Origin of the sequence: Actinocrinis sp. (assembly GCF_035650855.1) — a bacterium.
Taxonomy (GTDB): Bacteria; Actinomycetota; Actinomycetes; order Streptomycetales; family Catenulisporaceae; genus Actinocrinis.
Genome location: NZ_DASRGV010000031.1, coordinates 1 through 24,880 on the forward strand (window position 1 = coordinate 1; position 24,880 = coordinate 24,880).

General features: G+C 69.7%; 20 protein-coding genes. 7 read left to right on the forward strand and 13 right to left on the reverse strand.

The genetic code is table 11. The features are described 5' to 3' along the window. Window positions 1-1,386 (reverse strand): protoporphyrinogen/coproporphyrinogen oxidase (locus VFB40_RS02740; RefSeq protein WP_324847655.1); only part of this gene is annotated, 1,386 nt, incomplete at its 3' end. Window positions 1,387-1,538: 152 nt separating this feature from the next. Beyond that, on the reverse strand, window positions 1,539-2,399 hold the full coding sequence (locus VFB40_RS02745) for a helix-turn-helix transcriptional regulator (protein WP_324847656.1): 861 nt from the start codon (window positions 2,397-2,399) through the stop codon (window positions 1,539-1,541). Between the two features lie 136 nt (window positions 2,400-2,535). Here VFB40_RS02745 and VFB40_RS02750 point away from each other — a divergent pair, with 136 nt between their 5' ends. Further along, window positions 2,536-3,429 carry an NAD-dependent epimerase/dehydratase family protein gene (locus VFB40_RS02750; RefSeq protein WP_324847657.1) on the forward strand — a complete coding sequence of 298 codons (894 nt, stop codon included), beginning with the start codon at window positions 2,536-2,538 and terminating at the stop codon, window positions 3,427-3,429. A gap of 23 nt (window positions 3,430-3,452) precedes the next feature. Here VFB40_RS02750 and VFB40_RS02755 read toward each other — a convergent pair whose 3' ends face one another. The 5 genes from VFB40_RS02755 to VFB40_RS02775 all read right to left on the reverse strand — a co-directional run bounded on the left by VFB40_RS02755 (window position 3,453) and on the right by VFB40_RS02775 (window position 7,729). Beyond that, entirely contained in the window at window positions 3,453-5,036 is a 1,584-nt protein-coding gene (locus VFB40_RS02755) for a N,N-dimethylformamidase beta subunit family domain-containing protein (protein WP_324847658.1), read from the reverse strand. 256 nt (window positions 5,037-5,292) lie between these two features. Then, complete coding sequence (locus tag VFB40_RS02760; protein WP_324847659.1) at window positions 5,293-5,532, reverse strand: anti-sigma factor family protein; 240 nt, start codon at window positions 5,530-5,532, stop codon at window positions 5,293-5,295. Further along, complete coding sequence (locus tag VFB40_RS02765; protein ID WP_324847660.1) at window positions 5,529-6,167, reverse strand: RNA polymerase sigma factor; 639 nt, start codon at window positions 6,165-6,167, stop codon at window positions 5,529-5,531. The genes VFB40_RS02760 and VFB40_RS02765 overlap by 4 nt, the downstream gene beginning before the upstream one ends. Window positions 6,168-6,237: 70 nt before the next feature. Next, window positions 6,238-6,990 carry a flavodoxin family protein gene (locus VFB40_RS02770; protein ID WP_324847661.1) on the reverse strand — a complete coding sequence of 251 codons (753 nt, stop codon included), beginning with the start codon at window positions 6,988-6,990 and terminating at the stop codon, window positions 6,238-6,240. Between the two features lie 94 nt (window positions 6,991-7,084). Beyond that, window positions 7,085-7,729 (reverse strand): TetR/AcrR family transcriptional regulator, encoded by a 645-nt coding sequence (locus VFB40_RS02775; RefSeq protein ID WP_324847662.1) that lies wholly within the window; start codon window positions 7,727-7,729, stop codon window positions 7,085-7,087. A 118-nt stretch (window positions 7,730-7,847) separates the two neighbouring features. On the opposite strand from VFB40_RS02775, the gene VFB40_RS02780 reads away from it, so the two are divergent. Beyond that, window positions 7,848-8,633 carry an SDR family NAD(P)-dependent oxidoreductase gene (locus VFB40_RS02780; protein WP_324847663.1) on the forward strand — a complete coding sequence of 262 codons (786 nt, stop codon included), beginning with the start codon at window positions 7,848-7,850 and terminating at the stop codon, window positions 8,631-8,633. A gap of 20 nt (window positions 8,634-8,653) precedes the next feature. Here VFB40_RS02780 and VFB40_RS02785 read toward each other — a convergent pair whose 3' ends face one another. Next, window positions 8,654-9,196: a carbonic anhydrase gene (locus VFB40_RS02785; protein ID WP_324847664.1), complete on the reverse strand. Its 543-nt coding sequence runs from the start codon at window positions 9,194-9,196 to the stop codon at window positions 8,654-8,656. 110 nt (window positions 9,197-9,306) lie between these two features. Between VFB40_RS02785 and VFB40_RS02790 the strand changes: the two genes are divergently transcribed. After that, window positions 9,307-9,969 carry a TetR/AcrR family transcriptional regulator gene (locus VFB40_RS02790; RefSeq protein WP_324847665.1) on the forward strand — a complete coding sequence of 221 codons (663 nt, stop codon included), beginning with the start codon at window positions 9,307-9,309 and terminating at the stop codon, window positions 9,967-9,969. A 132-nt stretch (window positions 9,970-10,101) separates the two neighbouring features. After that, window positions 10,102-10,953 carry an SDR family NAD(P)-dependent oxidoreductase gene (locus VFB40_RS02795; RefSeq protein WP_324847666.1) on the forward strand — a complete coding sequence of 284 codons (852 nt, stop codon included), beginning with the start codon at window positions 10,102-10,104 and terminating at the stop codon, window positions 10,951-10,953. A 30-nt stretch (window positions 10,954-10,983) separates the two neighbouring features. On the opposite strand, the gene murJ is transcribed toward VFB40_RS02795, so the two are convergent. From murJ to VFB40_RS02820, 5 genes are all read right to left on the reverse strand, one after another. Then, the gene (gene murJ, locus VFB40_RS02800) at window positions 10,984-12,648 is read right to left on the reverse strand and encodes a murein biosynthesis integral membrane protein MurJ (protein ID WP_324847667.1); all 1,665 of its coding nucleotides are present in this window, start codon (window positions 12,646-12,648) and stop codon (window positions 10,984-10,986) included. A 49-nt stretch (window positions 12,649-12,697) separates the two neighbouring features. Next, on the reverse strand, window positions 12,698-12,952 hold the full coding sequence (locus VFB40_RS02805) for a hypothetical protein (RefSeq protein WP_324847668.1): 255 nt from the start codon (window positions 12,950-12,952) through the stop codon (window positions 12,698-12,700). 27 nt (window positions 12,953-12,979) lie between these two features. Further along, a complete protein-coding gene (locus VFB40_RS02810; protein WP_324847669.1) occupies window positions 12,980-13,543 on the reverse strand; it encodes a GNAT family N-acetyltransferase in 564 nt (187 codons plus the stop codon). Between the two features lie 61 nt (window positions 13,544-13,604). Continuing rightward, window positions 13,605-15,701 carry a PLL family lectin gene (locus VFB40_RS02815; protein WP_324847670.1) on the reverse strand — a complete coding sequence of 699 codons (2,097 nt, stop codon included), beginning with the start codon at window positions 15,699-15,701 and terminating at the stop codon, window positions 13,605-13,607. 228 nt (window positions 15,702-15,929) lie between these two features. Then, window positions 15,930-20,024, reverse strand: a complete 4,095-nt coding sequence (locus tag VFB40_RS02820) for a beta strand repeat-containing protein (protein WP_324847671.1) — start codon at window positions 20,022-20,024, stop codon at window positions 15,930-15,932. Between the two features lie 278 nt (window positions 20,025-20,302). On the opposite strand from VFB40_RS02820, the gene VFB40_RS02825 reads away from it, so the two are divergent. From VFB40_RS02825 to VFB40_RS02835, 3 genes are read left to right on the forward strand one after another with little or no spacing between them, the layout of a single operon-like run. Continuing rightward, on the forward strand, window positions 20,303-21,538 hold the full coding sequence (locus VFB40_RS02825) for a glycosyltransferase (protein WP_527249183.1): 1,236 nt from the start codon (window positions 20,303-20,305) through the stop codon (window positions 21,536-21,538). Next, window positions 21,538-23,175: an ArnT family glycosyltransferase gene (locus tag VFB40_RS02830; protein ID WP_324847673.1), complete on the forward strand. Its 1,638-nt coding sequence runs from the start codon at window positions 21,538-21,540 to the stop codon at window positions 23,173-23,175. Before VFB40_RS02825 ends, VFB40_RS02830 begins: the two co-directional genes overlap by 1 nt. After that, window positions 23,172-24,797 (forward strand): ArnT family glycosyltransferase, encoded by a 1,626-nt coding sequence (locus VFB40_RS02835; protein ID WP_324847674.1) that lies wholly within the window; start codon window positions 23,172-23,174, stop codon window positions 24,795-24,797. The genes VFB40_RS02830 and VFB40_RS02835 overlap by 4 nt, the downstream gene beginning before the upstream one ends. Window positions 24,798-24,880 lie beyond the last annotated feature (83 nt).

The following is a 24,880-nucleotide window of genomic DNA, read 5'->3' on the forward strand; positions in this document are numbered from 1 at the left end:
GGCGTCGGCGGCTTGGTAGCCCATATCCAGGGCGTGGTGGACGTTGTCGGGAGTGAACAGGCCTTGACGGCCGAGGGTGGTCAGCCGTGGCAGGGTGTTGATCCAGGACTCGAGCGCGGCGAGATGCTCGCGGTAGCCGGCGTGGTGGACCGGGTAGCCGTGACGCAGACGCTTGACCTGCACCCAGGCCAGGCGCAGCGGTGGCAGGGCACACGAGCGTGCCGTCTGCTGCACGAGGTCGGCCAGTTGCCTTTCGTCCGCGGACCACAGCTCGTCGCCGACCTGGCAGGGGATCTCGAAGCAGATCACCGAGCGGTCGCTCGGGTCGTCCGGGTTGATGCGGTGGTTGGCCGGCTCGGAGATGCGCGTGACTGGGGCGGCGGGGGAGGGCAGATAGTGCACGTCGTGCCCGCTCCAGCGTCCGCCCTCATGTACGGCGTAGACCAGCAGCAGGGCGCGGAAGCGCAACTCGCTCGCGGCGGCCAGCGCTTCGTAGGGGGCTGATGGGACGAGCAGGCGGGCGAGTTGCGGCAGCGGCAGCGTGGAGAAGACGTGCCTGGCGCGCACCGTACCGCCGTTCGTCCACGGCTCGGCGCTGCGGCGGCCGACACGGTCTGCGGCCGCGCTGTGGGATTCCGAGCGCGCCGCGGTGACGGTCGCGCCCTCCTCGCGCAGTTCGACGCGCTCCACGGTGGTGCCCAACGCGATGCGGGCACCGGCGATGATCGCGGCGTCGGCAAGCGTCTCGGTCAACTGGCCGAACCCGCGCCGGGGGTAGAGATAGGCCAGGGACTCGCCGGCCAGACCGGCGCGCACCGCCCGCGTCAGGGCGGCGAAGGCGGTGGGCGCGCCGGCCTTGCGCCGCGCTTGGTCCGCGTCGAGTTCGTCTCCTGAAACGCCCCAGAGCTTGCGGGCGTAGGGCTCGTACACCAGCTGGTAGAGCGTGGGGCCGAATCCTGCGCGCATCAGGTCCGCATAGCTGGCCTCTGATTCGTCGGGAGCCTTGGGCCGCAACATGGACAGCGCGTCGAGCGCGACCCTGGTTCGTGGCGCGCGGGGGAGGGCTTTGGCTAGCTCACGCGGCTTGAAGGGGTAGGTCACCCATCGGTCGCCGAGCAGGATCCGCCCGGTGCGGTAGCGGGTCTGCAGGTCCGCGCCGAGCAGAGTGCGCAGGTCGGCGAGGATGTGCGGGGGTGTCGCCGGGCTCAGGCGGTGGCTGCCGTAGTCCACGCTCATCCCGGCGATCTCGAAAGAGGCGGCCATGCCGCCGGCGTTCTCGGCGCGTTCGAGTACGAGCACGGACTGGCCGTGGCGTGCCGCCCGCCAGGCGGCTGCCAGCCCGGCGGGCCCGGCGCCCAGGACGAGCAGGTCGGCCTCAGCAGCCATGGGTGGTGTCCATGCGCGTGATCCTAGCGGCCTTTTCCTGCACGTCGCGGCATATCTCGAGCGACGTCATGTCAGGGCCAGGATACGGGCCGGACGGCTTCGGCTTCAGGGACTTCCGGCCCTAGCGGTGCAGGGAGACGATCCCGCACGGCCTAACGGACTTTGCCCTCGGCGAAGGATTCCTGGCCCAGCACGCGCAGCAGCTCGAGCTTTCCGACGTTGTCGGTGCCCGGTTGTGCGGTGTAGAGAACCAAGGACTGCTCGCCCGAGGTTGAGGCGGAAAGCAACGTCTCGCACTGCAGCGTGATTTCGCCGATCTGGGGGTGCACGAAGGTCTTCGTCGTGCCGCGCATCACCGCGACGTCGTGCCGCTCCCACAGGTCGCGGAATGCGGGGCTGGCTTTCAGCAGGTCGCTGATGAGCTCGTTGACCTCGGCGTCGTCTGGGCGGCGGGCGTGGGTGGCGCGCAGATCGGCGACGTGGTTGGCCATCAGTCTGGGCAGTTGCTCCTTGATGATCAGCCGTGGCGGCGTCTCGGTGAACATCCGCCAGATGGCGTTGCCGGCGCGGCCGGGTAGGACCGGCGCGCCGAGGAGCGCTTCGGCCATGGCGTTGCGCGCGAGCACCTGGCCGGTGTCGCTGATCACCTGCGCGGGCGCGTCCACGAGGCGGTCCAGGATGAGCAGCAGGCCCGGCGACACGTGCCGGCGGGCCGGACCGCGCGTCCGCGTCGGATAACCGGCCAGGCGATGCAGGTAGTCGCACTCGTCCTCGGTCAGCCGCAGCGCGCGGGCCAGCGCGCCGATCACCTGTTCGGAGGGCCGGGCGCCGCGCTGCTGTTCCAGCCGCGCGTAGTAGTCCACGGAGATCCCGGCCATCTGCGCGACGTCCTCCCGGCGCAGGCCCGGGGTACGCATCCGGGCACGCGGGGAGAGGCCCACCGAGGACGGGTCGATGCGCTGTCTGCTGCGCCGCAGGAAGTCCGCCAGCGCCGCGAGGTCGATCGGATTCACCCGATCATCCTCGCGCGCGAACCGAGCGGTAGCCAGGTACTGCCAGTCCGTGGCTAAACCGGTCTCTGCTACCCGCGGGAGAAGAACGCCAGGGTGGGTCGTGCAAGCCGAATGCAGCTCAGAACGGAGCACGATGATGACGAACGAAACGATCCTGGTCACCGGCGCGACCGGGCAGGTCGGCAAGCGGCTGGTGCCGAGGCTGCTGTCCTGGCGCGAGCCGGGCGACCAGATCAGGGTGCTGGTGCGCACGCAGCTAGCCGCCGAGCACTTCACGGGCCTGGGCGCGCAGGCCGTGATCGGCGACCTGCTGGAGGCCGCGGACCGCAAGCGGGCGCTGGACGGGGCGACCGTCGTCGTCAACGTCGCTGCGACCTTCCGCGGCCCGGCCGTGACCGACGACGACATGTACGCGGTGAACCGGGACGCGGCCGTGGCGCTGGCGACGGAAAGCGCTCAAGCGCGGGTGCGCCGCTTCGTGCAGGTCAGCACGAACCTCGTGTACGGCCCCGGCATCGGCCGGCCGGTGCGGGAGGATGACGAACTGCGCGCGGTCGTGACGCCGCAGCAGCGCGCATATCCGGCGGGCAAGCGGGAGGCCGAGGAGCGGCTGCGCGAGCTGAGCGGGGAATCAGGGCTCGATATCGTCGCGCTGCGCCTCGCCTTCGTCTACGGGGACGGCGACCCGCACATTGAGAACATCCTTCCGCGCTTCGCCACCGCGGCGGCGCACGAGCCGATGGCGATGGTGCACCACGCGGACGTGGCCCAGGCCGTGCACCGGGCTCTCAGGGTCCTGCCGTCGATGGAGAGCGGCTACCGCGCGTACAACGTCTGCGGCGACGGCGTCTCGACGGCGTACGAACTGCACGAGCTGGTAGGGCAGAGCATGGACCTGGACGCGGCCGAGGGAAGGACCGTCGCGGATCCGTGGTACTGCGTGCCCGACACGACGCGCGCGTACCGGGAATTGGGCTTCCGCCCGATCTACCCGAGCGCCAGGGCGGCCTGGCGCGACGGCGCACTCTAGCCCCAGTCTCGGATGCGCCGCATCTAATCCAGCCCGAGGCCCGCCGAGCTCGGGACGCCGTCCGCGGCGGTGTTGTCTGTGGCTGGATGCCGTTTCCCGGCCGGTCCCGCGGCGAACGCGGTCAACAGATTGAGCGTAGCTGTTCGCACGAACTGCTGACCCGCGGCGGTCACCGCGACTGGGAAGCATGCGGGACCGAGCGCGCATACCCACTGCATGGTCCCGGCGTCGAACACCGCGGCTCCGCTCGAAACGGTGTAGTACGCGGACTCCTGATAGCTCGCGCGACCCTGGCAGTCGAGCGGGGAGTGGCTGAGCACCTCGAGCGGGTGCGGAGTGGTCGGGATGTCCACCACACGGTCGTACTCCGGGTATACGAGCCCTGGGAAGGACGAGCCGCGGTCCGTCCCGGTCCCGGCGAAGATCCAGCTATTCGCGTCGTAGACCACGTAGGCCGCGTTCGCCGGATTGCACTGGTAGTACGAGCCGGTCAACGCGTTCTCGGGGCGTGGGTCCGGGCTGTCGCGCCAGTTCTGCGTGGTCTGGGTGGGGTCGGTGCCGAACTGCGGATCGGTCGCGGCCTCCTTGTAGCAGATGATCAGGCGGTACCGGCCGAGCGCGGTCGCGGCCCAGCGGATGTGGCGGTAGACCGCGTTGGCTCCCAGGAAGGCGAGATTGGTGCCGGCGTCGCGCGCGGCCGCGAGCGTGTCGCGCATCTGCTGCGAGTAGTACTCGTCGTGTCCGTCCGAGACCACGGCCGCGGCGCCCCGGATCAGTTCCGGGTGGGTTTCGAGCTCGAGATCGGTTTCGTAAGCCACCGACAGGCCGTGCTGTTCGGCGAAGTACACCAGGCCTCGGTCGAACTGGAAGAACAGGCCCGAGCCCGCGGGCTCGTTGTAGTCGGTGTACGGCCGGTCGAAGGAGACCGCGCGGGATCGGTCGGAGTGGCCGTGCGGCCCGTCGTAGAGGGAGTACCCGCCCCAGCCGTTGTAGGCCTGCCAGGTGGTGACTCCGGCGACGAGCACGATCCGCCCGGTGGTCTGAGTCGAGCGCACGGTGATCGGGACATAGCGCTGCCCGGCGCCGTCGGAGGCGACGAGCTTGATCAGGTAGTCGCCCTCGGGCCAGCCGGCCGTGTCGACCGTGAGCGAAGGTCGCCAACGGCATTCGACGGTGGCGGTCGAGCGGTCGAACGATGCGGCCGACTGCACGTGGCCCGCGGTCTCGGCGGACTGCCAAACCTGCCGCGCGCCCGTGCCGCCGTAATAGCCGAAGCGATACGCGATAGCTGTGAAGCGCGGCGAGGTGGTGGACACGAACAGGTGGAAGGATGCGCCGCTCGCGACCGAAACCTGGTCGGCGTAACCCTCGATGGCGTGTGCAGATCCGATCGCCGATGTCGCGATGGCCCACGCTGTCGTACCCGGCTTGGCGTTCTCGGCCGCGACGTCGAACGACGCGGCGGTGCTCGGCCGGGGCGACGTTGCCGGATGCGGCGCGACGCCCGCCGAGCAGCCGCCGACAAGGACGAGCAGGAGAGCGCCGAGCAGCGCAGTGGCTTTCGGCTGCCTTCCGCGCCGCGGAGCCGGCCGAGCCCTGCCGTTCATGGCTGTGCAACCCTCCCGTTCGTCGAACAGAGGAAACGATAGGGGCGGGCGTGCGCGCAATGTTTCCGCGTCCTTGCGGGCGCGCCGAATTCAGCCGGTGTACGCCGATTCAACGTCCCCGGTTCATCGCAGGTCCAATCGAGGTCGGCTGCCGAGCCCCGGGCACACGCGCGTGTTGAATCCAGACAGTGCTATCGCGCCGTATATAAGGGTGCGGGGTTACGTGATCTGGGCCGCTTCCTTGAGTGTTTTTTCGTCAGGGCGCGGCTGAGCCGGGCCAGTCGCGGAATGCGGCCAGCAGCCGGTCACGGGCGTGTCCGGCGAGGCTGTCGCCCGGAAGACGATGCAGCTCGCCGACGGTGTGCCGGATCTGCTCCAGGTAGCGATCGCAGCCGTCACACGCGGCCAGGTGCTCGGTGAACCGGGCTGCGGTGTGCGCGTCCAGGGCGCCGTCGAGGTAGGCGGTGACCAGTTCGACGAATTCGTCGCAGTTCATGCCGGCACCTCCTGGGTGAAGTGGTCCTCCAGCGCTGCCCGCAGCGCCGCTCGGCCGCGGTGCAGCAGGACGCGCTGGTTGGCCGCGCTGACCGCGAGGATCTCGCATACCTGTTCACTGCTGTAGCCCTCGACGTCCCGCAGGGTGACCACGATCCGTTGCCGTGCCGGCAACCGCTCCAGCGCGGCGGCCAGGTACCGGCGGGTCTCGCGGGCGAGCAGCTCGCTTTCCGGGGTGGGCCACCGTTCGGGGTGGCTGCGCCAGTGCCCCGGATACGGATCGTCGCTGCCTCGGAACCGCGCCGGATCGACCGTCGGCGCGTAGTCTTCGGCCGTCAGGGTCAGGGCGGAGGCGGGGATCACCCGGGCGTCGCGGCTGCCCCGGCTGATCGCACGATTAACCAGGATCCGGTACGTCCAGGTGCGCAGCGACGCGCGGAACTCGAAGCCGTCGATACCGCGCAGGACCCCTAGCCAGGCCTCCTGCACCACGTCCTGCGCGGCGTGCTCGTCGCCGACATACGCGCGCGCGACACGCAACATGCCCGGCGACCACGCGTCCAACAGGGCTGCGAACATCGGCTCGTCGCGCGCACGCAGCCGCGCCACGATTACCGCGTCGGCGGGCAACTCCACGCCCGGCACTCTAACCGGTCCCGGCGCCGCGCGCGGTGAGCCACGGCGCCGGAGCCGGCGAGTGCCGCAGTCAGCGGTATTCGGGATTGGGGAAGTCGAAGCGGGCCCCTGCGTCCCAGGCGGCGCGCTGGTTGCCGTGCGCGGGAATGCCGCCGGCGTCCTTGAGCATGCGGGCCAGGTGCAGCAGATTCCAGGTCATGAACGTGGTGTTGCGGTTGGTGAAGTCGTTCTGCGGGCCGCCGGAGCCCGGATCGAGGTAGGAGGGGCCGGGGCCGGCCTCGCCGATCCATCCGGCGTCCGCCTGCGGTGGAACGGTGTAGCCCAAGTGCTGAAGGCTGTAGAGCACGTTCATCGCGCAGTGCTTCACGCCGTCCTCGTTGCCGGTGATCAGGCAACCGCCGACCCGGCCGTAGTAGGCGTACTGCCCGGCGTCGTTGAGCAGGTGCGAGCAGGCGTATAAGCGCTCGATGACCTTCTTGGTGATCGAGGAGTTGTCGCCCAGCCAGATGGGACCGGCGATCACCAGGATGTCGGCAGGCACGACCCGGTCCCGGTACAGCGCGGGCCACGCGTCCGAGGCCCAGCCGTGCTCGGTCATATCCGGCCACACGCCGGTGGCGATGTCGAGGTCGATGGCGCGAACGACATCGACCTGCACGCCGTGCTTCTGCATGATGGCGGCGCTGAGATCGATCAAGCCTTGGGTGTGCGACAGCTCGGGGGAGCGCTTGAGGGTGCAGTTGATGAACAGCGCGCGCAGATCGTCGTAACGCGGCTGCGGTGCAGCGGCGTCGTCTTCGACGGCTTCGGGGTTGGTGGACATGGCAGCCTCCTTCAGGGACTTGCACCATTAGTCCCGCCAACCCTCAGCTCGTTACACGGGCGCCTTTCACCGCTCCTTGAGCCGCCAACCGACCTCAATCCTCGCTCGTGCCGGGTCGTCTAGTTCGTGACTCGACGTGGTCGAGAATCGTGTCGAGGGCGATCTCCAGCGGCCGGGTTTCCCGCTGGATCTGGGTGAGCAGCAGGCCGCCCTGGAGCGCGGCGAGGACCGCCAGCGCGAGATCCTCCGGGTCGCCGTCGAGCTCCCCCCGCGCGTGCATGGCGTTCAGCCCCGCACGGATGGCCGCTTCCCACCGCAGAAACCCGGAGGCGACGGCCAGACGCGCCTCGGGATTGTTCTCGGCCACCTCGCCGCCGATCGAGCCGATCGGGCAGCCGCCGCGGCATTGCATACGCCGCTGATACTCCACGAGGGCGTCGCGCCACCGCCGCAGGCCCTCCATCGAGTCCATGCGGCCGAACAGCGGTTCCTGCAAGCCCAGCACCGCCTCGGTCTGATACTCGATCACGGCGAGCAGCAGCGCCTGCTTGTCCGCGAAGTAGTGGTAGATCTGCGAGCCGCTGACCCCGGCGGCGGCGCGCACGTCCTCCAGCGTCGCCTCGGTGACTCCGCGCTCGTATATCAGCTGGGCGGCGGCCGCCACGATCCGCTGCCGGGTCGCCTCGCCTTTGCGCGTCAGCCGGCCGGAAGAGCTCCGCGTGCTCGTGCTCGTACTCATGCTCCTGAGCCTCGCCAAGTTTTGGATTGGACAACCCACTTTTAGCTGAGCATTGTGGATCCTGCAACCCAATCCGGCCGCGGGCGGCGGCCGATCGTTCCCGAGGAAAGGCAAGCTCATGGAATTGAGCGGCAAGACGGCCCTGGTCACCGGCGGGACCGGCGGCATCGGCAGCGAGACGGCGAAACTGCTGGCGGCCGCCGGCGCACAGGTCGTCGTCACCGGCCGGGACGCCGAACGCGGCGCGGCCGTGGTCAAGGCGATCTCCGAGAACGGCGGCTCCGCGCGCTTCGTGGCGGCCGACCTGACCGATCCTCGATCGCTGCGCGCCCTGACCGAGGCGGCCGGCGCGGTGGACATCCTGGTCAACAACGCGGCGCAGTTCCCGATGGGCCCGACCATCGCCCAGGACGCGAAGTCCGGCGGCGCCGGCGCCGCATCCGACGAGGCAGAGCTCTTCGACACTACCTCGTTCGACGCGGCGTTCGCGGCCAACGTGCGGGCTCCGTACCAGCTGACCGCCGCTTTTGCGCCCGCCATGGTGGCCAAGGGCTTCGGCGGCATCGTCAATGTCAGCACCATGGCCGCGCGCATCGGCATGCCCGGCATGCCCGTCTACAGCGCGACCAAGGCGGCGCTCGAATCACTCACCCGCACCTGGGCGGCCGAACTGAGCCCGCACGGGATCAGGGTCAACACGGTCGCCCCCGGCCCGACGCGCACCGACATGGTCCTGGCCACCGTCGGGGAGCAGGGCGCCGCGCAGTTCGGTGCGACCACCCTGCTCGGCCGACTCGCCTCACCGCGCGAGATCGCCGAGGTCATCTTGTTCCTGACCACCGATCGCGCCGCCTACCTCACCGGCGCCACGATCGCCGCAGACGGTGGCCGCACCGCTATCTGAATCCTGAGACTCCCAGCCCCTCAAGGGCGTCGGGCCTCCACCACGGTGGTGACCCGTCCGGTTTCGACCTCGTACACATGCCCGGACACGTACAACCGCGGCGGGAACAGAGGCGAGGCCAGAAGACGCTCGACGTCGGCGGCAACGGTCGCGTACGGATCGGTGACGGCGGATGCTTCCAGCGCTGCCTCGTCCACGCCGGTCGCTTCGCAGACCTCGTGCCGGAAGGCGGGGTCGGCGAGCAATCCGGTCCCGCACTGCGTGTGGTGGATTACTGCGACTTCGACGCGCTGGTCGTCGGCGATTCGCCCGCCGGCCAGCCTTCGGCCGAGGAAGCCCAGGAAGGCGATCTCCTCGATGACGGGCTGGGTGACGCGCCCGCCCGCGTTGCGCAGGACGGGTGAATCGCCGAGCTTGAGTCCGAGCGTGATCGCCGGATCGACCCGGTGGTCGAGACAGGCGATGACGATGACCTGAGCGCTGGGCAGGCCGAGCGGCACGGGCGTGTAGGTGCGGGCGAACGTCTCGTTGCGCTCGAGCAGTGGGGTCATCCTGCTGGTCATGGTGAGTCCCCTTCCCCTTCGTCCGAGTTAGTGGACAGCGTCCACCATTTAGTGGACGCTGTCCACCGTAATTGAGTCAGTGGATGCTGTCCACTAACTTGGCGTCCGTGATGAGCAACGAATCCGCGGCCGACGCATCGGCCGACGGCGCCGGCAATACCCGCCGCCCGCGCGGCGCCGTCCGCGACGGGCTGGTCGCCGCCGGACTCGAGCTGGCCCGCACCGGGGGCCCGGACGCCGTCGTGCTGCGCGAGGTGGCGCGCACAGTCGGCGTGGTCCCCAACGCCGCCTACCGGCACTTCGCCGATCGCGACGAGCTCCTGGCCGCAGTGTGCTCAGCGGCCATGGGCGAGTTCGCCGCGCGCATGGCCGCCGGCGTCAGCCGCGTCCGTGGCAAGTACGGTGACCCCGCAGCCGCCCGCCGCCGCCTTCGCGCCATCGGCCAGGCGTACCTGCGCTTCGCCCGCGAGCAACCGGGACTCTTCGCGACCGCGTTCGCCCTACCGCACCAGCACTCCTACCGCACAGCGGACGCCACGGCGCAGCAGCATCCCGCCCCACTTGACCAGCTGCGCGCAGTGCTCGACGAACTGGTCGATGCGGGCATCATGAACAAATCCCGCCGCGCTGGAATCGAATACGCCGTGTGGTCCACGGTCCACGGCCTAGCCGTGCTCACCGGTCAAGGCCCCCTGCGCGACGCCCCCGAGGCCACGCGTCAGCGCATTGAGGACGCCGTGCGCTCCTTCATCGATTCCGCCCTGCGGCCCTAGCGCCCCTGGTCTTCAGCCAGATGGCCGCGAGGCCCTGCCTTCAGGAGCGTCACGGTGTGTGCACGCGACTATATGTTGTGTCCACACGCACGCACTTGCGGGCGGGCGCCGCACGACGACAGGAATCGAGCCATGAGCGCGAGCAGGATCGCACTGATCACCGGGACGTCCAGCGGGATCGGGCTGGCGACCGCCGTCGCCGCCGCCCAGAGCGGGTGGCAGGTCGTCGCGACCATGCGGAACACCGCGAAGGCCGAGAGGCTGCTTGCGGCGGCGGGTGAAGCGGGCGTCGCCGAGCGTTTCCGGGTCATGGCGCTGGAAGTGACTGACTCCGCCTCCGTGACCGAGTGCGTTGACGCGGCGCTTGCTGCGCACGGGCGACTGGACGCCGTCGTCAACAACGCCGGAGCGGGGGCCTTGGGAACCGCCGAGCACGTCAGCATCGCGGACGTTCGCGCCGCGATGGAAGTCAACTACTTCGGCGTCGTCTCGGTCACCCAGGCGACTTTGCCGCACCTGCGTGCCTCGCGCGGTCGGCTCGTCACCGTGACGAGTGTGGGCGGAGTGGTGGGGCAGCCGTTCAATGACGCGTATTGCGCCGCGAAGTTCGCCGTCGAGGGCTTCATGGAATCGCTGGCTCCTGTCGCCGCCACGGCCGGCGTGCGCGTGAGCGTCATCGAGCCCGGCGCGGTCGCCAGCGAGTTCGTGGCGAGCCAGCAGATCGATATCCCCGCGATGCTCGATGCGGCCGGTCCGTATGCGTCGGCGTTGCAGGCTTACATCAACCGCACCAGGGCGTCGTTCGGCAACGCGCAGTCCGCCGCGGACGCCGCAAAGGTGATCATCGCCACGCTCGACGCCGACGAGCCGCCCTTCCGCGTGCAGACCTCTGACTGGGCTCGTGACTTCGTCGGCACGAAGCTCGCGGACGTGGACGGTTCACGGGTTCAGCAGCTGACCGCGGAGTGGGTCGCCGCCAGTTAGCCGCCGCCAGTTAAGCGTCGGGGCGGGACCTCAGTATCCGAGGCGCGTTCGCACAACGCGGGCGAGCGAGGCGACTTCCTCGATGTGCAGCTTGCGCGAGACCGCGAGGAACAGGACGCCGAACACCGCTCCGCCGCCGAGAAGGGCCGCGACGTTCCCGACGGTCCCGGCGAGTTGCGCGCTCACGATCGCCGCGATCGGCGCCGCGATGACCGCTGCGACGCCGGACGCCGCGCCGAGCTTGAGGTGGGTGCGCGCGACTCGGCGGCCCTCGACACCGTGCAACTGGCGGCGGAGTTTGCGACCGGTCATGATCGCGCCGATCGTGTAGGCGAGGGTGGAGGCGAGGCACAGGCCGACCATCACCCACGGCGTCGTCCTCAGCGTCGCGTAGGCCAGCAGACCGATCGCCACGTTGGCGGCGGTGATCCACATCGTGATCACGAACGGCGTGCGGGTGTCTTCGTACGCGTAGAAACCGCGCATCATCACGAACTGGGCGGAAAACGGGATCAGGCCGGGGGCGAGCGCCATGAGCATGAAACCGGTGTTGTGGGCCATCGTCGCGTCCGACTGCCCGTGTCCGAAGAGCACGGCGGCGATCTGCGGGCCGAAGGCCGACAGAGCGCACGCGCACGGGACGATGGCGACCGCAGCCACGCGCAGGCCGTACGAAACGGAGGTGCGCACCGCGGCGCGGTCGCCGGCCTGCGCGGAGCGGCTCATCCGGGGCAGCAGTGCGGTGATGACTGAGACGGTGATCACCGCGAAGGGCAGCTGCCAGATGTTCTGGGCGTTCATATAGGCCGTGTAGCCGACGCCCTGGCCCTTGAAGCGCGCGTCCATCATGTCGCCGATCCGGGTGGCTATCAGCGAGCCGATCTGTCCGAGCAGCACGACCCCCATCGTCCACTTCGCCAACGTCGCGGACTTGCGCAGGCCCACCCCACGCCAGTCGAAGCGCGGCCGGTATCCGACTCCAGCCCGGCGCAGATAGGGGATCATCGCCGCGGTCTGCAGCACGATCCCGAGCGTCGTGCCGACGCCGAGCAACGCGACCTCGCCCGGCGTGATGTTCTGCGCGGTCAGCCGCGCGTGCCCGACCGCCGCCATGAGCGCCACGAGGGTCGCGATCATCACGAGGTTCGCCAGCACCGGGGTCCACATCATCGGCCCGTAGCGCTCGTGGGCGTTGAGGATCTGACTGAGGATCACCCACACCCCGTAGCAGAAGATCTGCGGCACACAGAAGCGGATCAAGGTGACGGTCAGCGCATGGTCGGCGGGAGCGGCGGCGCCCGCTGTAACATCCGCGATCTGCGGGGCCAGCAGCAGGCACGCGCCCGTCAGCACACTGAGTACCACGAGCGCGATCGTCAGCAGCCGATCGGTGAACTGGCGCCCGCCGTCCGCGTCATCGCGCATCGCCCGCACCAGCTGCGGCACGAAAACGGAACTGACCGCGCCGCCGACGATGAGCAGGTAGATGGTTCCGGGGATGTTGTTGGCCGTGTTGAAGTCGTCCCCGAGCGTGCTGAGGCCGAGCGCCGAGGCGAGCAGCAGCGAGCGGATCATGCCGGTCACCCGCGAGGCGGTCGTTCCCAAGGCCATGATCCGGCCCGCTCGCGACAGGCTCGCGGCTGCCGGCGGAGCGACGGTTGGAGCAGCGGTCGTGGTGTCGGTCGCAGTGGCCACTGGTGGCTCGTCCGGGGCGGGCATCCAGGGCGGGGCGGCCAGCGTGTCGTCACGGCGCGGCGGCCACCCGGCGGCGCGGACCGCGGGTGCGCCCGCGAACGCGGGAGGCCGGCGCGGCGGGACCCTGCACAGGTCCACGACGCGGGGGGATGAGGGCTTCGAGTGCGGACGGAGTGAAAGCGCCCCACCCGATGGCCGGGAGGTTGAAGCGGGTTGCGTCGATACCTTCGACCGCGTCGATACCGTCGAGCGCGTTCAGGTAGGTCTCATCGTCCGGCGATGGGTGCCACTCGTTCGATCCCACGGGCACAGTCTCGTGGATCAGGCAGTTCTACGCCGACGGTCGCTGACTGAGGGCTCGCCATTCAGGAGCCAGGATCGCCCATACCTGCTTGTCATAGCGCACACCCTCGTACTGCCAAGCCTCGCGCCGCACGCCCTCCAGCGTCATGCCGAGCCGCTTTGCCACCGCTGCGCTGCGCTCGTTGTCGGCCCGGCAGTGCCACTCGGCCCGGTGCAGCCCACGGGTCGCAAACGCCCAGTCCAACAGCGCGCCGCACGCCTGCGTGATCAGACCGTGGCCCTCGGCGGACGGCTCCAGCCAGCAACCGATCTCGCACCAGCCGGCCGCGGCGTTGAAGTCCGTGAACAACACACCGCCGACCAACACTTCGCCCTGCCAGATGCCATACAGGCGGGCGCCGTCGGCGGCCTGGCGTTCGGCATACCGCTTGAGCGTCGCCCGCGCCCCGTCGACATCGTCGGTGACGAACGTGGGCCCGACCCACGGGCGGATGTGCTCTCGAGCCCGATCCATATGGTCGGCGAACTCCTCGGCATGCCAAACCTCCAGCCCGCGAAGGCAGGCACCGTCGCGCAGCGGCAGCGAGAGCATGAGAGCCTCCCCATTCACGTGACAAGCGTTTGGCAATGTACCGTGGCTAGCGTCGGCCTGCTCACGCAGTACTGGTCCAGGCGGTGAAACCGTCGGCGAGCCGGTCGATTCTCTGGACCGCGGTCCACAGCCGGCCGTCGTTGCCCAGGCAGGCTGCTGCGATGGTTCCCTGCGCGGTCTGGATCGCGCTCGCCGCCCCTGCCAATGGCGGGCCGTCCACCTTGCGCCAGGCGGGAGCGGCGCTGCGGCCGGCGCCGAGCGCCCCGGGCTCGACCGTCGGCGCAGTCACGAGACCCCCGTCCTCACCCATGAGGTACAACAGCGAGCCCGAGCTGGGGCCCACGCGCCACGGCGCGATGCCGACCGGTCCGATTCCTCCGGCGCCGGCCACCGTCGCCGTAGTCCACCGTGACGAGCCGTTCGCTTCCGTGCACACCGCGATGTCGGCGGACCGCGGCGGACGGTAGACCAGAACGGCCCTGCCGTCGACGGACTCGACCGCGGTCAGCGGGCTCGCGGGCGGCGCCGCGCCGATGACCTTCCGCGCCGTGAAGTCACCCGCGCCCGCTTTCGACTGCTGGATGCGCACGACTCCCCGGGAGCTGGGCGCGTATGCCTCGACCACGCCTGAGCTGCGCGCGAGCACCGCCAAGCCGTCCTGGCACGGGCTCGGCACGGTGACGGGGTGCCACGCGCCCCACGCGCCGGCCGGTGACCGCTGGATGACGCTGACGCCTCGGCGGTCATCGCGCACGAAGACGCTAAGCACGCCCCGAGTGTCGAAGGCGCCGACCGGGATTCCGGTTTCCCGCGCCCGAACCGGGTCCGCAGTCGGCGCACCGAGCGACCGCCACTCCGAGAACGCGAGCGATCCGCCACGCTGGGCGGACCAGACGACCTCGACGACCGGATCGCTGCCGAGCGTGGTGGTGCGGCGCAGCGCGAGCAACGTCAGCTGTCCGTCCGGTCCACGCACCGTGCTCACCGCTGGCGCCACGTATCCCTGGGTGCCGATCGTTTCCGCTGTACTCCACGGGCTGGCGCCGCCCAGTCCGCCGCGCCAGGAGACGACTTGACCGCCGAGCGTTCCGACCGCGGCCAGCGTTCCGTCCGCCTGCACGCTGAGCCAGCCCGCCGCGCGAGGGTAGCGCCGCCACGTGCTGAACCCGTACTGGATCTGATCGTCCTCGCCGAGCTCGAGATCGCCGCACATCGTCGCGTAGCAGTCGGGCCGTCCACTGCCGCCATAGACGAGCAGCGCGCTGGACTTGTGGTGGTAGCTGTCCGGGGACAGATTCTTCGGCCACCACGCGTTCGAGTAGCCGCGGAAATGCTCGACGGCCGGGACCGTGTCGCAGGCCACTGAGTATCTACCGAGCGCCGCGATGCCGAACTCGGCGGACGCCGTGTGGTCCGGATGGTCGCTGTAGTGGACCGAGGAGCCCGCCACCAGATCCGGGTCCGGGTCCAAGAGCCGCACCAGAGTCGGCTTGCGCTGCTGCAGCAGCATGACGAGCGCCGTGATCAGCTCCTCGCGTCCGACTCGCTGCGCCTTGGCCGCCGGAGAAGTGGCGGCCGGCTGCGTCTGCTGCGCGGCCGCGCGCCCGGACCACAGCGTGCGCAGGCTGCTGACGGTCGGATCGCCGGCCTCGTCGGCGCGCAGCTTGCCGCCGAGCCGCGTGCCGACGAAGTACAACGCGATGTCGGGCTCCGCCTTCAGCACGGACTTCTCGACCACGAGCGCTGATCCGAGCCGGACCGCGCTGACCTGCCACGGCGAGTCGTCGCGTCCGGTGGCCATCAGCGAGTACGCGGCACGAATGCCGTTGCGGCGGGCCTCGACGTACCGGGGAAAGTCCGCCGGCACCGCATGCCGGCCGCTCGTGCGGATCGAGATGTTGCGGCCGTCCGACTCGCCGGCCGAGAGGTACACCGTGGCCAGTGACGCCGAGTCGGTGAGGTCCTGCCATGCAAGCGGGTTGATGAAATAGAGGTCGTCATCCGGGTGCGCGACGATCTGCACGATCGAGGAAGGCGAGGGAGCCCGCCTTTTCCCGATGGCCGCAGGCGCCGGATCGGAACCGCCGATCGCCTCCCAAAGGCTCACTCCGGCCGTGGCCGCGGCGGCGCCTGCCGCCCCGGTCCGACGTAACAGCATGCGGCGGGTAACCCCGCTCCGCCTCCACCCGCTCACGACGCCCTCCCGCTGTGCAACCCCGAACCCGACCCCGAAATCGAACCCGTCCCCGTCACCGACCCCGAACCCCAACGCGGCGGTAACGGTAACGGTAGCGGAGACGGGGTTTCGGGGACGGCGCTAAGAGATCACGCTTGGGAAACGCACAAACTGCCGTGCGCGTTGGGGTGACTGGCGCACGAGCTCACGTCATGACACGTATGTCACCACCGGATTCGCGGCGGTGTGCGTGTCGGTCAGCGACCCGGTGCCGCCGGTGAAGGCGACCAGCACCGACGGCGGGAGCGTTACCGCTGCGTCCATCACCTGTGTGCCGTCGATGCTCACCACGATGTGGCTCGACGACGTCACGGTGACGCCGATGGTGTGCGCGCCGCCGTTGCGCAGCACCGGAATCGACTTGTTCGATGCGAGCGCCGTCATCGCGGACGCGGTGGACGTGCCGATCGCGCAGAAGTTGCTCGATCCGTAGATCCCCATCGTCCCGAACGTGTCGAGCGCGACGAACACCGCCGGAAGCCCGGATACGCCGAGCCCGCCGCCGGTGCCGCCGACCGAGTTCTTCGTCGTGGCGGAGGCGTCGTAGAGCGCGAAGGTCATGCCGTCGGCCCCGGACGTCGCAGCACCCGAAATCGTCGCCGTGAAGGTGGCGGTGAGCCCGACCGGGTTGACCGGTGTGCTGTTCACGACCGAGCCGGCCGATCCGGTGACGCCGTCGGTGGTGAGAGTCGCCGTGGCGGCCGCGCCGGTGCCGGTGATGGTCGCCGACCCGTTCGCCGTCCACGTGCCGTCGGCGAAGCCGGGCAGGGTCTTGGTGGAGGAGACCTGGCCGGTGCCGGACAGCGAGACCGTGACGGTGCCGCTGGTGGTGGTCACCGCGAAGGTGCTGTTCTGCGCGCCGGAGATGGTGGGGGAGAAGGAGACGGGCACGGTGACCGACGCGCCGACGGCCACGGCGGTGCCGACGCTGGGCAGCGTCGCGCTGAAGCCGCCGGTGGGTGCGGTCACCGCGGAGACGGTTTCGGTGGCGGTGCCGTTGTTGGTCAGCACGACGCTCTGGCTCGCGCTGGTGTTGGTGGTCACGTTCCCGAAGGCGACGGACGTCGGCGACGGGGTCAGCGGCTGCGGGCCGGTCGTGGCCGCGGGCGGCGTGATGGTGATGCCGCTGACCGCGTGCACGTCGGTCGATCCGCCGGTTGATCCGGTGAAGCCGACGTACGCGTTGGCCGGAAGCACTCCGGCGGTCGGCACCGCGTCGAGCAGCTGCGCGCCGTCGAGGGAGACCTTGACGTGTCCGCCGCCGATCGTGACGCCGACGGTGTGCGTGCCGGTGCGCAGGTTGCTCGGCGCCTTCACCCACGAGAAGTAGGTCTGGCTCTGGGCGTAGGCCCCGGTCGCGGCGAGGCCGATGAAGTTGCCGGTCTTCGTTCCGCCGTTCCACGAGCTGACCAGGGCGACGTCGAGCCCGGGAAGGCCGGCGAAGCCGATGCCGCCGCCCGGCGCGCCCAAGCCGCTCGCAGTGCCCTTAGTCGAGTCGACCAGGGCGAACGCCAGCCCGTCGCCGCCCGTGCCGCCGTTCATCTGCGCCGTGAACGAGGCGGTCAGCCCGTCGGTGGCCACCGGCGAGGCGTAGAACGCCGATCCCGCCGCGGACGCGGTGGCCGCGGTCAGCTGGATCGTGCCGGCAGTCGGCACGGTCGCCGTACCGTTGGCCTTCCAGTTGGTCGGCGGGGCGGACAGCGCGGTGACGCCGGTGCCGGTCATCGTGATGAAGTTCTCGCCCTGGCCGGTGTCGCCGGTGATCTCGTAGCTGGCCGACTCCGCGCCCGCGATCGACGGCTTGAAGGTGATCGGCACGGACAGGGACTGGTCAGGCGAGATCTGGGTGCCCTCGGCGATCGGCGCGGTGGTGAAGAAGTCCCCCGCTACCGCCTTGGCCTTCGTGATCGTCACCGGGATGTTGCCGTCGTTCGTCACGGTGAAGCTCAGCGGCTGCGAGGCCGTGCCCACGGTCACGTTGCCGAACGCGAGCGTCGTCGGGGTGATGGTCAGGTGGCCTTGGCCGGTGACCGCCGTGCCGCTGAGCGGCACCGTGACCGTGCCCGATGTCGAGGTGATGGAAAGCGAGCTGGTGTCGGTGCCGGCCACCGTCGGGCTGTAGGTGACGCTGACGTTGACGGATGCCCCGGCCGCGATCGTGGTCCCGATCGCCGGCAGGGTGGAGCCCGTCGAGTACGGCGCGGCCGGCGGGGTCTCGGCGGTGACCGTCTCGGTCGCGGTGCCGGTGTTCGTGAACTGGATCGTCGCGCTCTTAGGCACACCGGTCGGCTGGTTGCTGAAGCTCACCGTCGTCGGGTTGGCGGTCAGCCCGGGTTTGACCCCGTTGCCGGCGACGGCGAATCCGATCGAGCCGCTGTCGGTCGTAAGGGTGATGATGCCGCTGGCGTTGCCCGCGGCCGTCGGGGTGAAGGAGACCGGTACGGACAGGGTCGCCCCGGCCGCCATGGCGTACGGCAGGGCTGGCGCTGTCGCGGCGAACGGCGCCGAGGTCGTGATCGCGGTGATGTTCAGCGCCTTGGTCGACTGGACGGTGAGCGTGCCGGTACCGGTCGCGCCGACGTTGACGTTGCCGACGTTCACCGGCGAGCCGGTTAGCGCCGACGAGGCCGGCCGGCCGAAGGCGAGGATCTTGCCGGTCCGGGTGGCGACGTAGACGCGGCCGCCGTCGGTGGCAGGCATGTTGAACTTGGTCAGGTTCGGCAGCGGCGTCGCATAGAGCTGAGTTAACGAGCCGTCCGCGTTTGGAATCGCGTTGTAGGCCACCAGATAACTGCCGGAGCCGGTCTTCTGGTCCGTGCATCGCGTTGCCCACACCACGGCGGTGTCCGAGGTGGTGCCGGTGGAGGTGACCAGCGGTGAGCCCTCACACAGGTAGCTGTAGTTGAAGGCCCCGTGGCCGACTGCGGCGAGCGACGGCTGTCCGGACCCTGACAGGCCGTACTTGAACGCCGTCAGCGGGCCGCCGTTGCTCGGGTAGTAGATGTAACCGCCGTCTCCGGGCCACGCCGCCGGATGGCAGTAGCAGCCCTGATACGGGCCGAGCGTCTGCACGACGGCGTCGGTGCCTCCGGCGCCCTGGCCGCGCCCGCCGAGGTTGTCCCGGTTGAGCAGGAAGATGCGCCCGTCCTTGCCCGACTCGACCATCAGGTGCGGGATCGAGGCCGTGCCCATGGAATCGGGCAGCGCCATCGGGCCGCCGGAGCCGAGGTCCCGGTCGTTGGTGTCGAGGGTGTTCGCGTCCGAGGGGGAGAAGAAGTCGCCGGCGGAGAGCGAGCCGTCGCTGTTGACGTTGAGGCGCACCACCGACTCGCCCAGCAGGGACGGGGGCGCGCTGCCGGCGCCGACCGGGGGAGAGCCGTTGTTGCCGGTCGCGAAGAAGATGTGCCCGGAGCCGTCGGCGACAAGGCCCGCGCCGCTGGCCCAGATGCCGCCGCCGTCGACCGAGCCGCTGCCGGCCACGTCGGACCACAGCGCGGTCTGCTTGCCGGCCGTCGACACGCCCGCCACATAGCCGCGCCAGTTGCCCGCGTCGCACAACGAGCCGAATCCGGCATAAACGACACCGCCCAGCAGCAGAAGCCCGGGCCGCTGCGCCTCCTGAACCGGGTCGAAAACGAGCGACGGGTCATTCGAGGGCGAACCGGCTATCTGCACCGGAAAGCCGGATTTCTCGGCGCCGGTGGCGGGATTGACCGCGTGCATAAACCACTTCGGCGATTCGTGATAGACGCCACCGTCGACTTTAGACGTCAGATATACGTATCCGGTTGCCGGGTCGTAGACCGGGGTCGACGTGATTCCGATCACAGGGGTCGTGGTGCCGTCCGGCGACATGTCGTTGCAGGACCAGGAGTTGCCCGGAACGGTGACGCTCGCGGGCCACGGCGTACCGAGGTTGACCGTCCACCGCACCGCGCCGGTCGCGGGATCGAGCCCGTAGACGTTGTTCGTCTCGGTGGCCGCGATCAGGGTGCCGTTCGCCACGATCGGCTGGGCGTAGATCTGGCTCTGCACCGTCGACTCGAGCTGGGTGGAAAACTGCTGGCCGAAGTCGGAGGAGGCGACGGAGGCCGGCGACAGCCCCGGCTCGTTGGCGTCCCATCCGGTCCGGTAGGTGTCGGCCGACGCGGTCGTGGCGTCCGCCCGCACCGCGACGGCCGGGAAGGCCAGCCCGCCGGCCAGCAGGGCGGCCACGACCGCACCGCCCGATATTCGATGACGCACCAGTTCTCCCCTGCGTGAAGCGCCGCGAGATTTATCAGTATTCATACATACGTGTTTCTGGAAACCCAGCCGACTGAAGTTATCGCCTCCCGGCGTTCCGCGCGCGCCGGATCGGAAAACGTCACACAGTGTTGACTTAAGGCGCCCCTTCCGGCCGCGCGTATGAACAGTCTGTTAATGTGCGATGGAATGTGTGCCGCGGCTCACCGGCTCTGCCAGACTTGCCGTTAAGCTGAATCGGGCTTAGGGCGTGGGGGTCTTCTTTGATCAGCGTTTTGATTGTCGTCGTGTCGTTTTTCCTGACCGGGGTGGCCGGTTTCACGTTGTGGTGGATGCTGCACGCCTGGCGCACGCCGGAGACGCTGCAGGCGACCCGGTTCGCCGACCCGGTCGGCGATGACGGGCTCTGCTTCTCGCTGCTGGTCCCGGCCAGGCACGAGCAGGAGGTGCTCGAGCACACCGTCAACCGCTTGCTCGAGTCCACCCATGCCGACTACGAGGTGCTGGTGATCGTCGGCCACGACGATCCGGACACCGCCGCGGTCGCGCACCGCCTGGCGCAGGCCAGTCCGGACGTGGTGAAGGTCATCACCGACACGCACGAGCGCAAGAACAAACCCAAGGCGCTCAACACGGCCCTGCCGTACTGCACCGGCGACGTAGTCGGGGTCTTCGACGCGGAGGACCAGGTCCATCCGAGCCTGCTGGCGCACGTCGACCACGCGTTCCGGGAGACCGGGGCGGACGTGGTGCAGGGCGGGGTGCAGCTGATCAACTTCCATTCCAGCTGGTACAGCCTGCGCAACTGCCTGGAGTACTTCTTCTGGTTCCGCAGCCGGCTGCACCTGCACGCCCGCAAGGGCTTCATCCCGCTCGGCGGCAACACCGTGTTCGTGCGCACCGACCTGCTGCGGGCCAACGACGGCTGGGATCAGAACTGCCTCGCCGAGGACTGCGACCTCGGGGTCAGGCTCTCGAGCCAGGGGGCGAAGGTGGTGGTGGCCTACGACTCGGAGATGGTCACCCGCGAGGAGACGCCCGGCTCCGTCGTCGCGCTCTTCAAGCAGCGCACCCGGTGGAACCAGGGCTTCCTGCAAGTGCTGCGCAAGCAGGATTGGAAGCGGCTGCCCTCGTTCCGGCAACGGCTGCTGGCCAGGTACACCCTGGTCACGCCGTTCATCCAGGCGTTTTCCGGACTCATGGTGCTGATGGGCCTGCTGGTCGCGCTGACCGGCCGAGTCCCGGTGCTGGTCGCGCAGATATCCTTCCTGCCGGTCGTGCCGATGCTCGCCACCTTCGCCTTCGAGGCGGTGGGCCTGCACGACTTCGGCAACCAGTACCAGCTGCGGATCAAACCGTCGCACTACGCCAAGCTCATCCTCGGCGGCCCCTTCTACCAGCTCATCCTCGCCGGCGCGGCGATGCGCGCGGTATGGCGGGAGCTGCGCGGCCGCAACGACTGGGAGCTGACCAGGCACACCGGTGCGCACCTCGTCTCGGAGCCGGCCGCCTGATGTCCGCCGTCATCGAGGAAGTGATCGAGCCGGGCGAATCGCGCGTGGCGCAGCCCGGTCTTGCCGAGCCGCAACGCGAACCGGCGCCGGTGCCCTGGCGTCGAGGCGGCCGCGAACGAATCAGCGATCTGATTCTGCGCCATCGCGACGCGAGCATCGTGACCGCGCTGGTCCTGGTCGTGCTCGCGGTCCAGGGGATCAACATCGCGAACTTCCCGACCGTCTCCGACGACGAGGGAACCTACCTCGCCCAGGCCTGGGCCATCCAGCACGGCCACGGGCTCGCGCACTACAGCTACTGGTACGACCACCCGCCGTTCGGCTGGATCCAGATCGCCGCGCTGTCCTGGATTCCGGCGCTTCTCTTCCACGGGCCGATGGTCGTCATGCACGCGCGCATCATCATGCTGCCGGTGTCGGCGATCGGCGCGGCGCTGGTCTACGTGCTCTGCCTCAGGCTGCGGATGTCCCGCTGGGCGGCCGCCGTCGCGGTCGTGGCGTTCGGGCTCTCGCCGCTCTCGGTGACCATGCAGCGCGAGATCTACCTCGACAACTTCGCAGTGGTCTGGATGCTCGCCGCGTTCGTGTTGGCGCTCACCCCGACCCGCCACCTCTGGCACCACATCGCCTCCGGCGGCTGCGCGGCGCTCGCGATCCTGTCCAAGGAGACGATGATCGTCGTCGCCCCCGCGCTGCTGCTCGCCGTGTGGCAGGGCACTGATCGCAGCACCCGCAAGTTCGCGTTGGCCGGCTTCCTGGCCACCGCCGGCCTGCTGCTGTTCCAGTACCCGCTCTTCGCCCTGCTCAAGGGCGAGCTGTTCTCCGGCCCCGGCCACAACTCCCTGTTCGGCGCGATCCACTACCAGCTCAGCCGGCCGGGCTCGGGCGACATCTTCCAGCAGGGCACGCTGGCCAACCTCACCCTGCACTGGTGGCTGGTGCGCGACCCGGTGATCATGTACGCGGGCGTACTGGCCTCCGTCGCCGCCCTCGGATTCAAGCGGCTGCGCCCGATCGCCCTGGCCGCGGTGATCCTCATCGTGGTCGCCGCGCGCCCCAGCGGTTATCTGCCGGCCATGTACGTGATCCAGGCGCTGCCGTTCTTCGCGGTCGTCATCGCGGGCCTGCTGGACAACGTCGTCGGCGCGGCGATGCGCTGGCGCAGCGAGCGGATCCCGTTCCTGCGCGCCGGCGGCGCGAACCTGGTCGCGTTCGCCTCCGTGCTCGCGGTCGCGCTGCTGGCGCCGAGCTGGGAGACCGGCGACGAGACCGCGGACAGCGCCCTGTCGAACACCAACTACGCGGCCGCCTCGCAGTGGATGCACGCACACATCGCGGACCCCGCGCACACGCGGGTGGTCGTGGACGACGCGATGTGGCCGGACCTGGTCGAGTACGGCTTCCAGCCCGGGCTCGGCGCCATCTGGTTCTACAAGGTGGACCTCGACCCGGCGGTCACCAAGACGCTGCCGCGCGGCTGGCGGGACCTCGACTACGTCGTCTCCTCCTCGATCATCCGGCAGGACCCTAACAGCCTGCCGACGGTGAGCGCCGCGATCAAGCACTCGACCGTCGTGGCTACCTTCGGCACCGGCGACCAGCGCATCGACATCATGAAGGTTGACCACACGAGATGACCGCCTCCACGACGCACCCCGGCGACAACGCGGCGGTCGACGCGCAGACGCCTTCCGCGCCGACGCGACAGATGTGGCGGGCAGGGTGGACGCGGTGGGAACGGTTCGCCGTGACCCCGATCGGCGCGCGGGCGGCCGGTCTGCTGCCGCTGTTCGCCGTGCTCGTCGCCCAAGTCGCCCTCGCCTACCGGCTGCAGAACACAGCATTCGAAGACGAAGCCCTGTACGTGTACGCAGGCCACCGCGAATGGGCGCTGCTGCTGCACGGAACGCCGACGTACGACAACTACGCGAGCTACTTCTCCGGGCTGCCGTTCCTGTACCCGATCGCCGCCGCAGGGTTCGACTATCTCGGCGGGTTGGAGGCGGTACGGCTGTTCAGCCTGCTGCTCATGCTCGCCGCGACCGTGCTGGTGTGGTCCGTGACGCGGCGGCTGTACGGCAGGGCGCCGGCCATCCTGGCCGCCGCGTTCTTCGGCACCTGCGCGCCGACGCTGTTCCTCAGCAGGCTGGCCACCTACGACTCGTCCGCGATCTTCCTGCTGGCGGTGGGCCTGTGGACGGTCGTGCGCACAGCCCGGCGCAATCCCGCGTTCGTCCTGCTCGCCGCGCCTCCGATCGTGCTCGCGATCGGGGTCAAGTACGCCTCGGCCCTCTACCTGCCGACCCTGCTCGCGGTCACCGTCCTGGCCGTGCCGCACGCGCAGGACGGCACGCTGCGGCGCCCGTGGATCAGAGGCCTTCTACGCGCGGGCCTGCTCGGCGTCGCCGTCGTCGTGACGCTCGCCGTCGGGTACGCCAGCGCGTCACCCGACCTTCGTCTCGGGCTGACCCAGACCACGACCCACCGGAACCTGGGCGGCGATCCGACCTCCGCGCTCGTGCGACTCTCGCTCGTGTGGTGTGGCTGGCTGGCGGTGCTCGCGGTGATCGGCGTGGTCAGCGAGGCGCGCTCGCGTCGCCGCCCTGACGCCGCAGGCCCCCGCACTCGCGTCGCGCTGGCCGCCGTCCTGGCCGCCAGCGTCGCGCTCGCCACGGTCTACCAGGTGCACATCCATCAGATGCAGTCGCTGCACAAGCACATCGGATTCGGCCTGCTGTTCGCCGCGCCGGTCGCCGGACTCGCCGTCAGTCGCCTGTCCCGGCTCACCGCCATCGATCCGCGCCGCCGGATCCCGGGCCTCGCCCTCGGTCTCGCGGTCGTGCTGGCCTGGTACGCCGGGCACGCGGCCGCCCCCGAGTACGGCTGGCCGAACTCGGCGGGACTGGTCTCCGCGCTGCGGCCGATGACCGGCGAAGGGCACTTCAAATACCTCGCCGAGGAGAACGAGGTGCCCCGCTACTACCTGCGCGACAGCACCGAGCCCTACGAATGGCTCACCACCTTCTTCTTCAGCTACCCGACCAAGAGCGGCCAGCAGCTGACCGGTTTCCCGGCCTATCAGGCAGCCATCGCAGACCACTACTTCGACCTTGTCGTGCTCGACTTCGGCCCGACCGCCGCGCTGGACAAGCAGCTCACGGACACCCTGGCCCAGCGCGGCAGCGGCTATCACCTCGCCGCCACCGTGCCCGCGCACACCAGCCACGGCACGCAGAACTACTACATCTGGACCCGCTGACACGCTGGATCCCGCGCCGGATCCAGCCTTGGATACATCGGTAATCAGTTCTTCACAGCCGTGACTCGCGCTGGCAAAGCCGC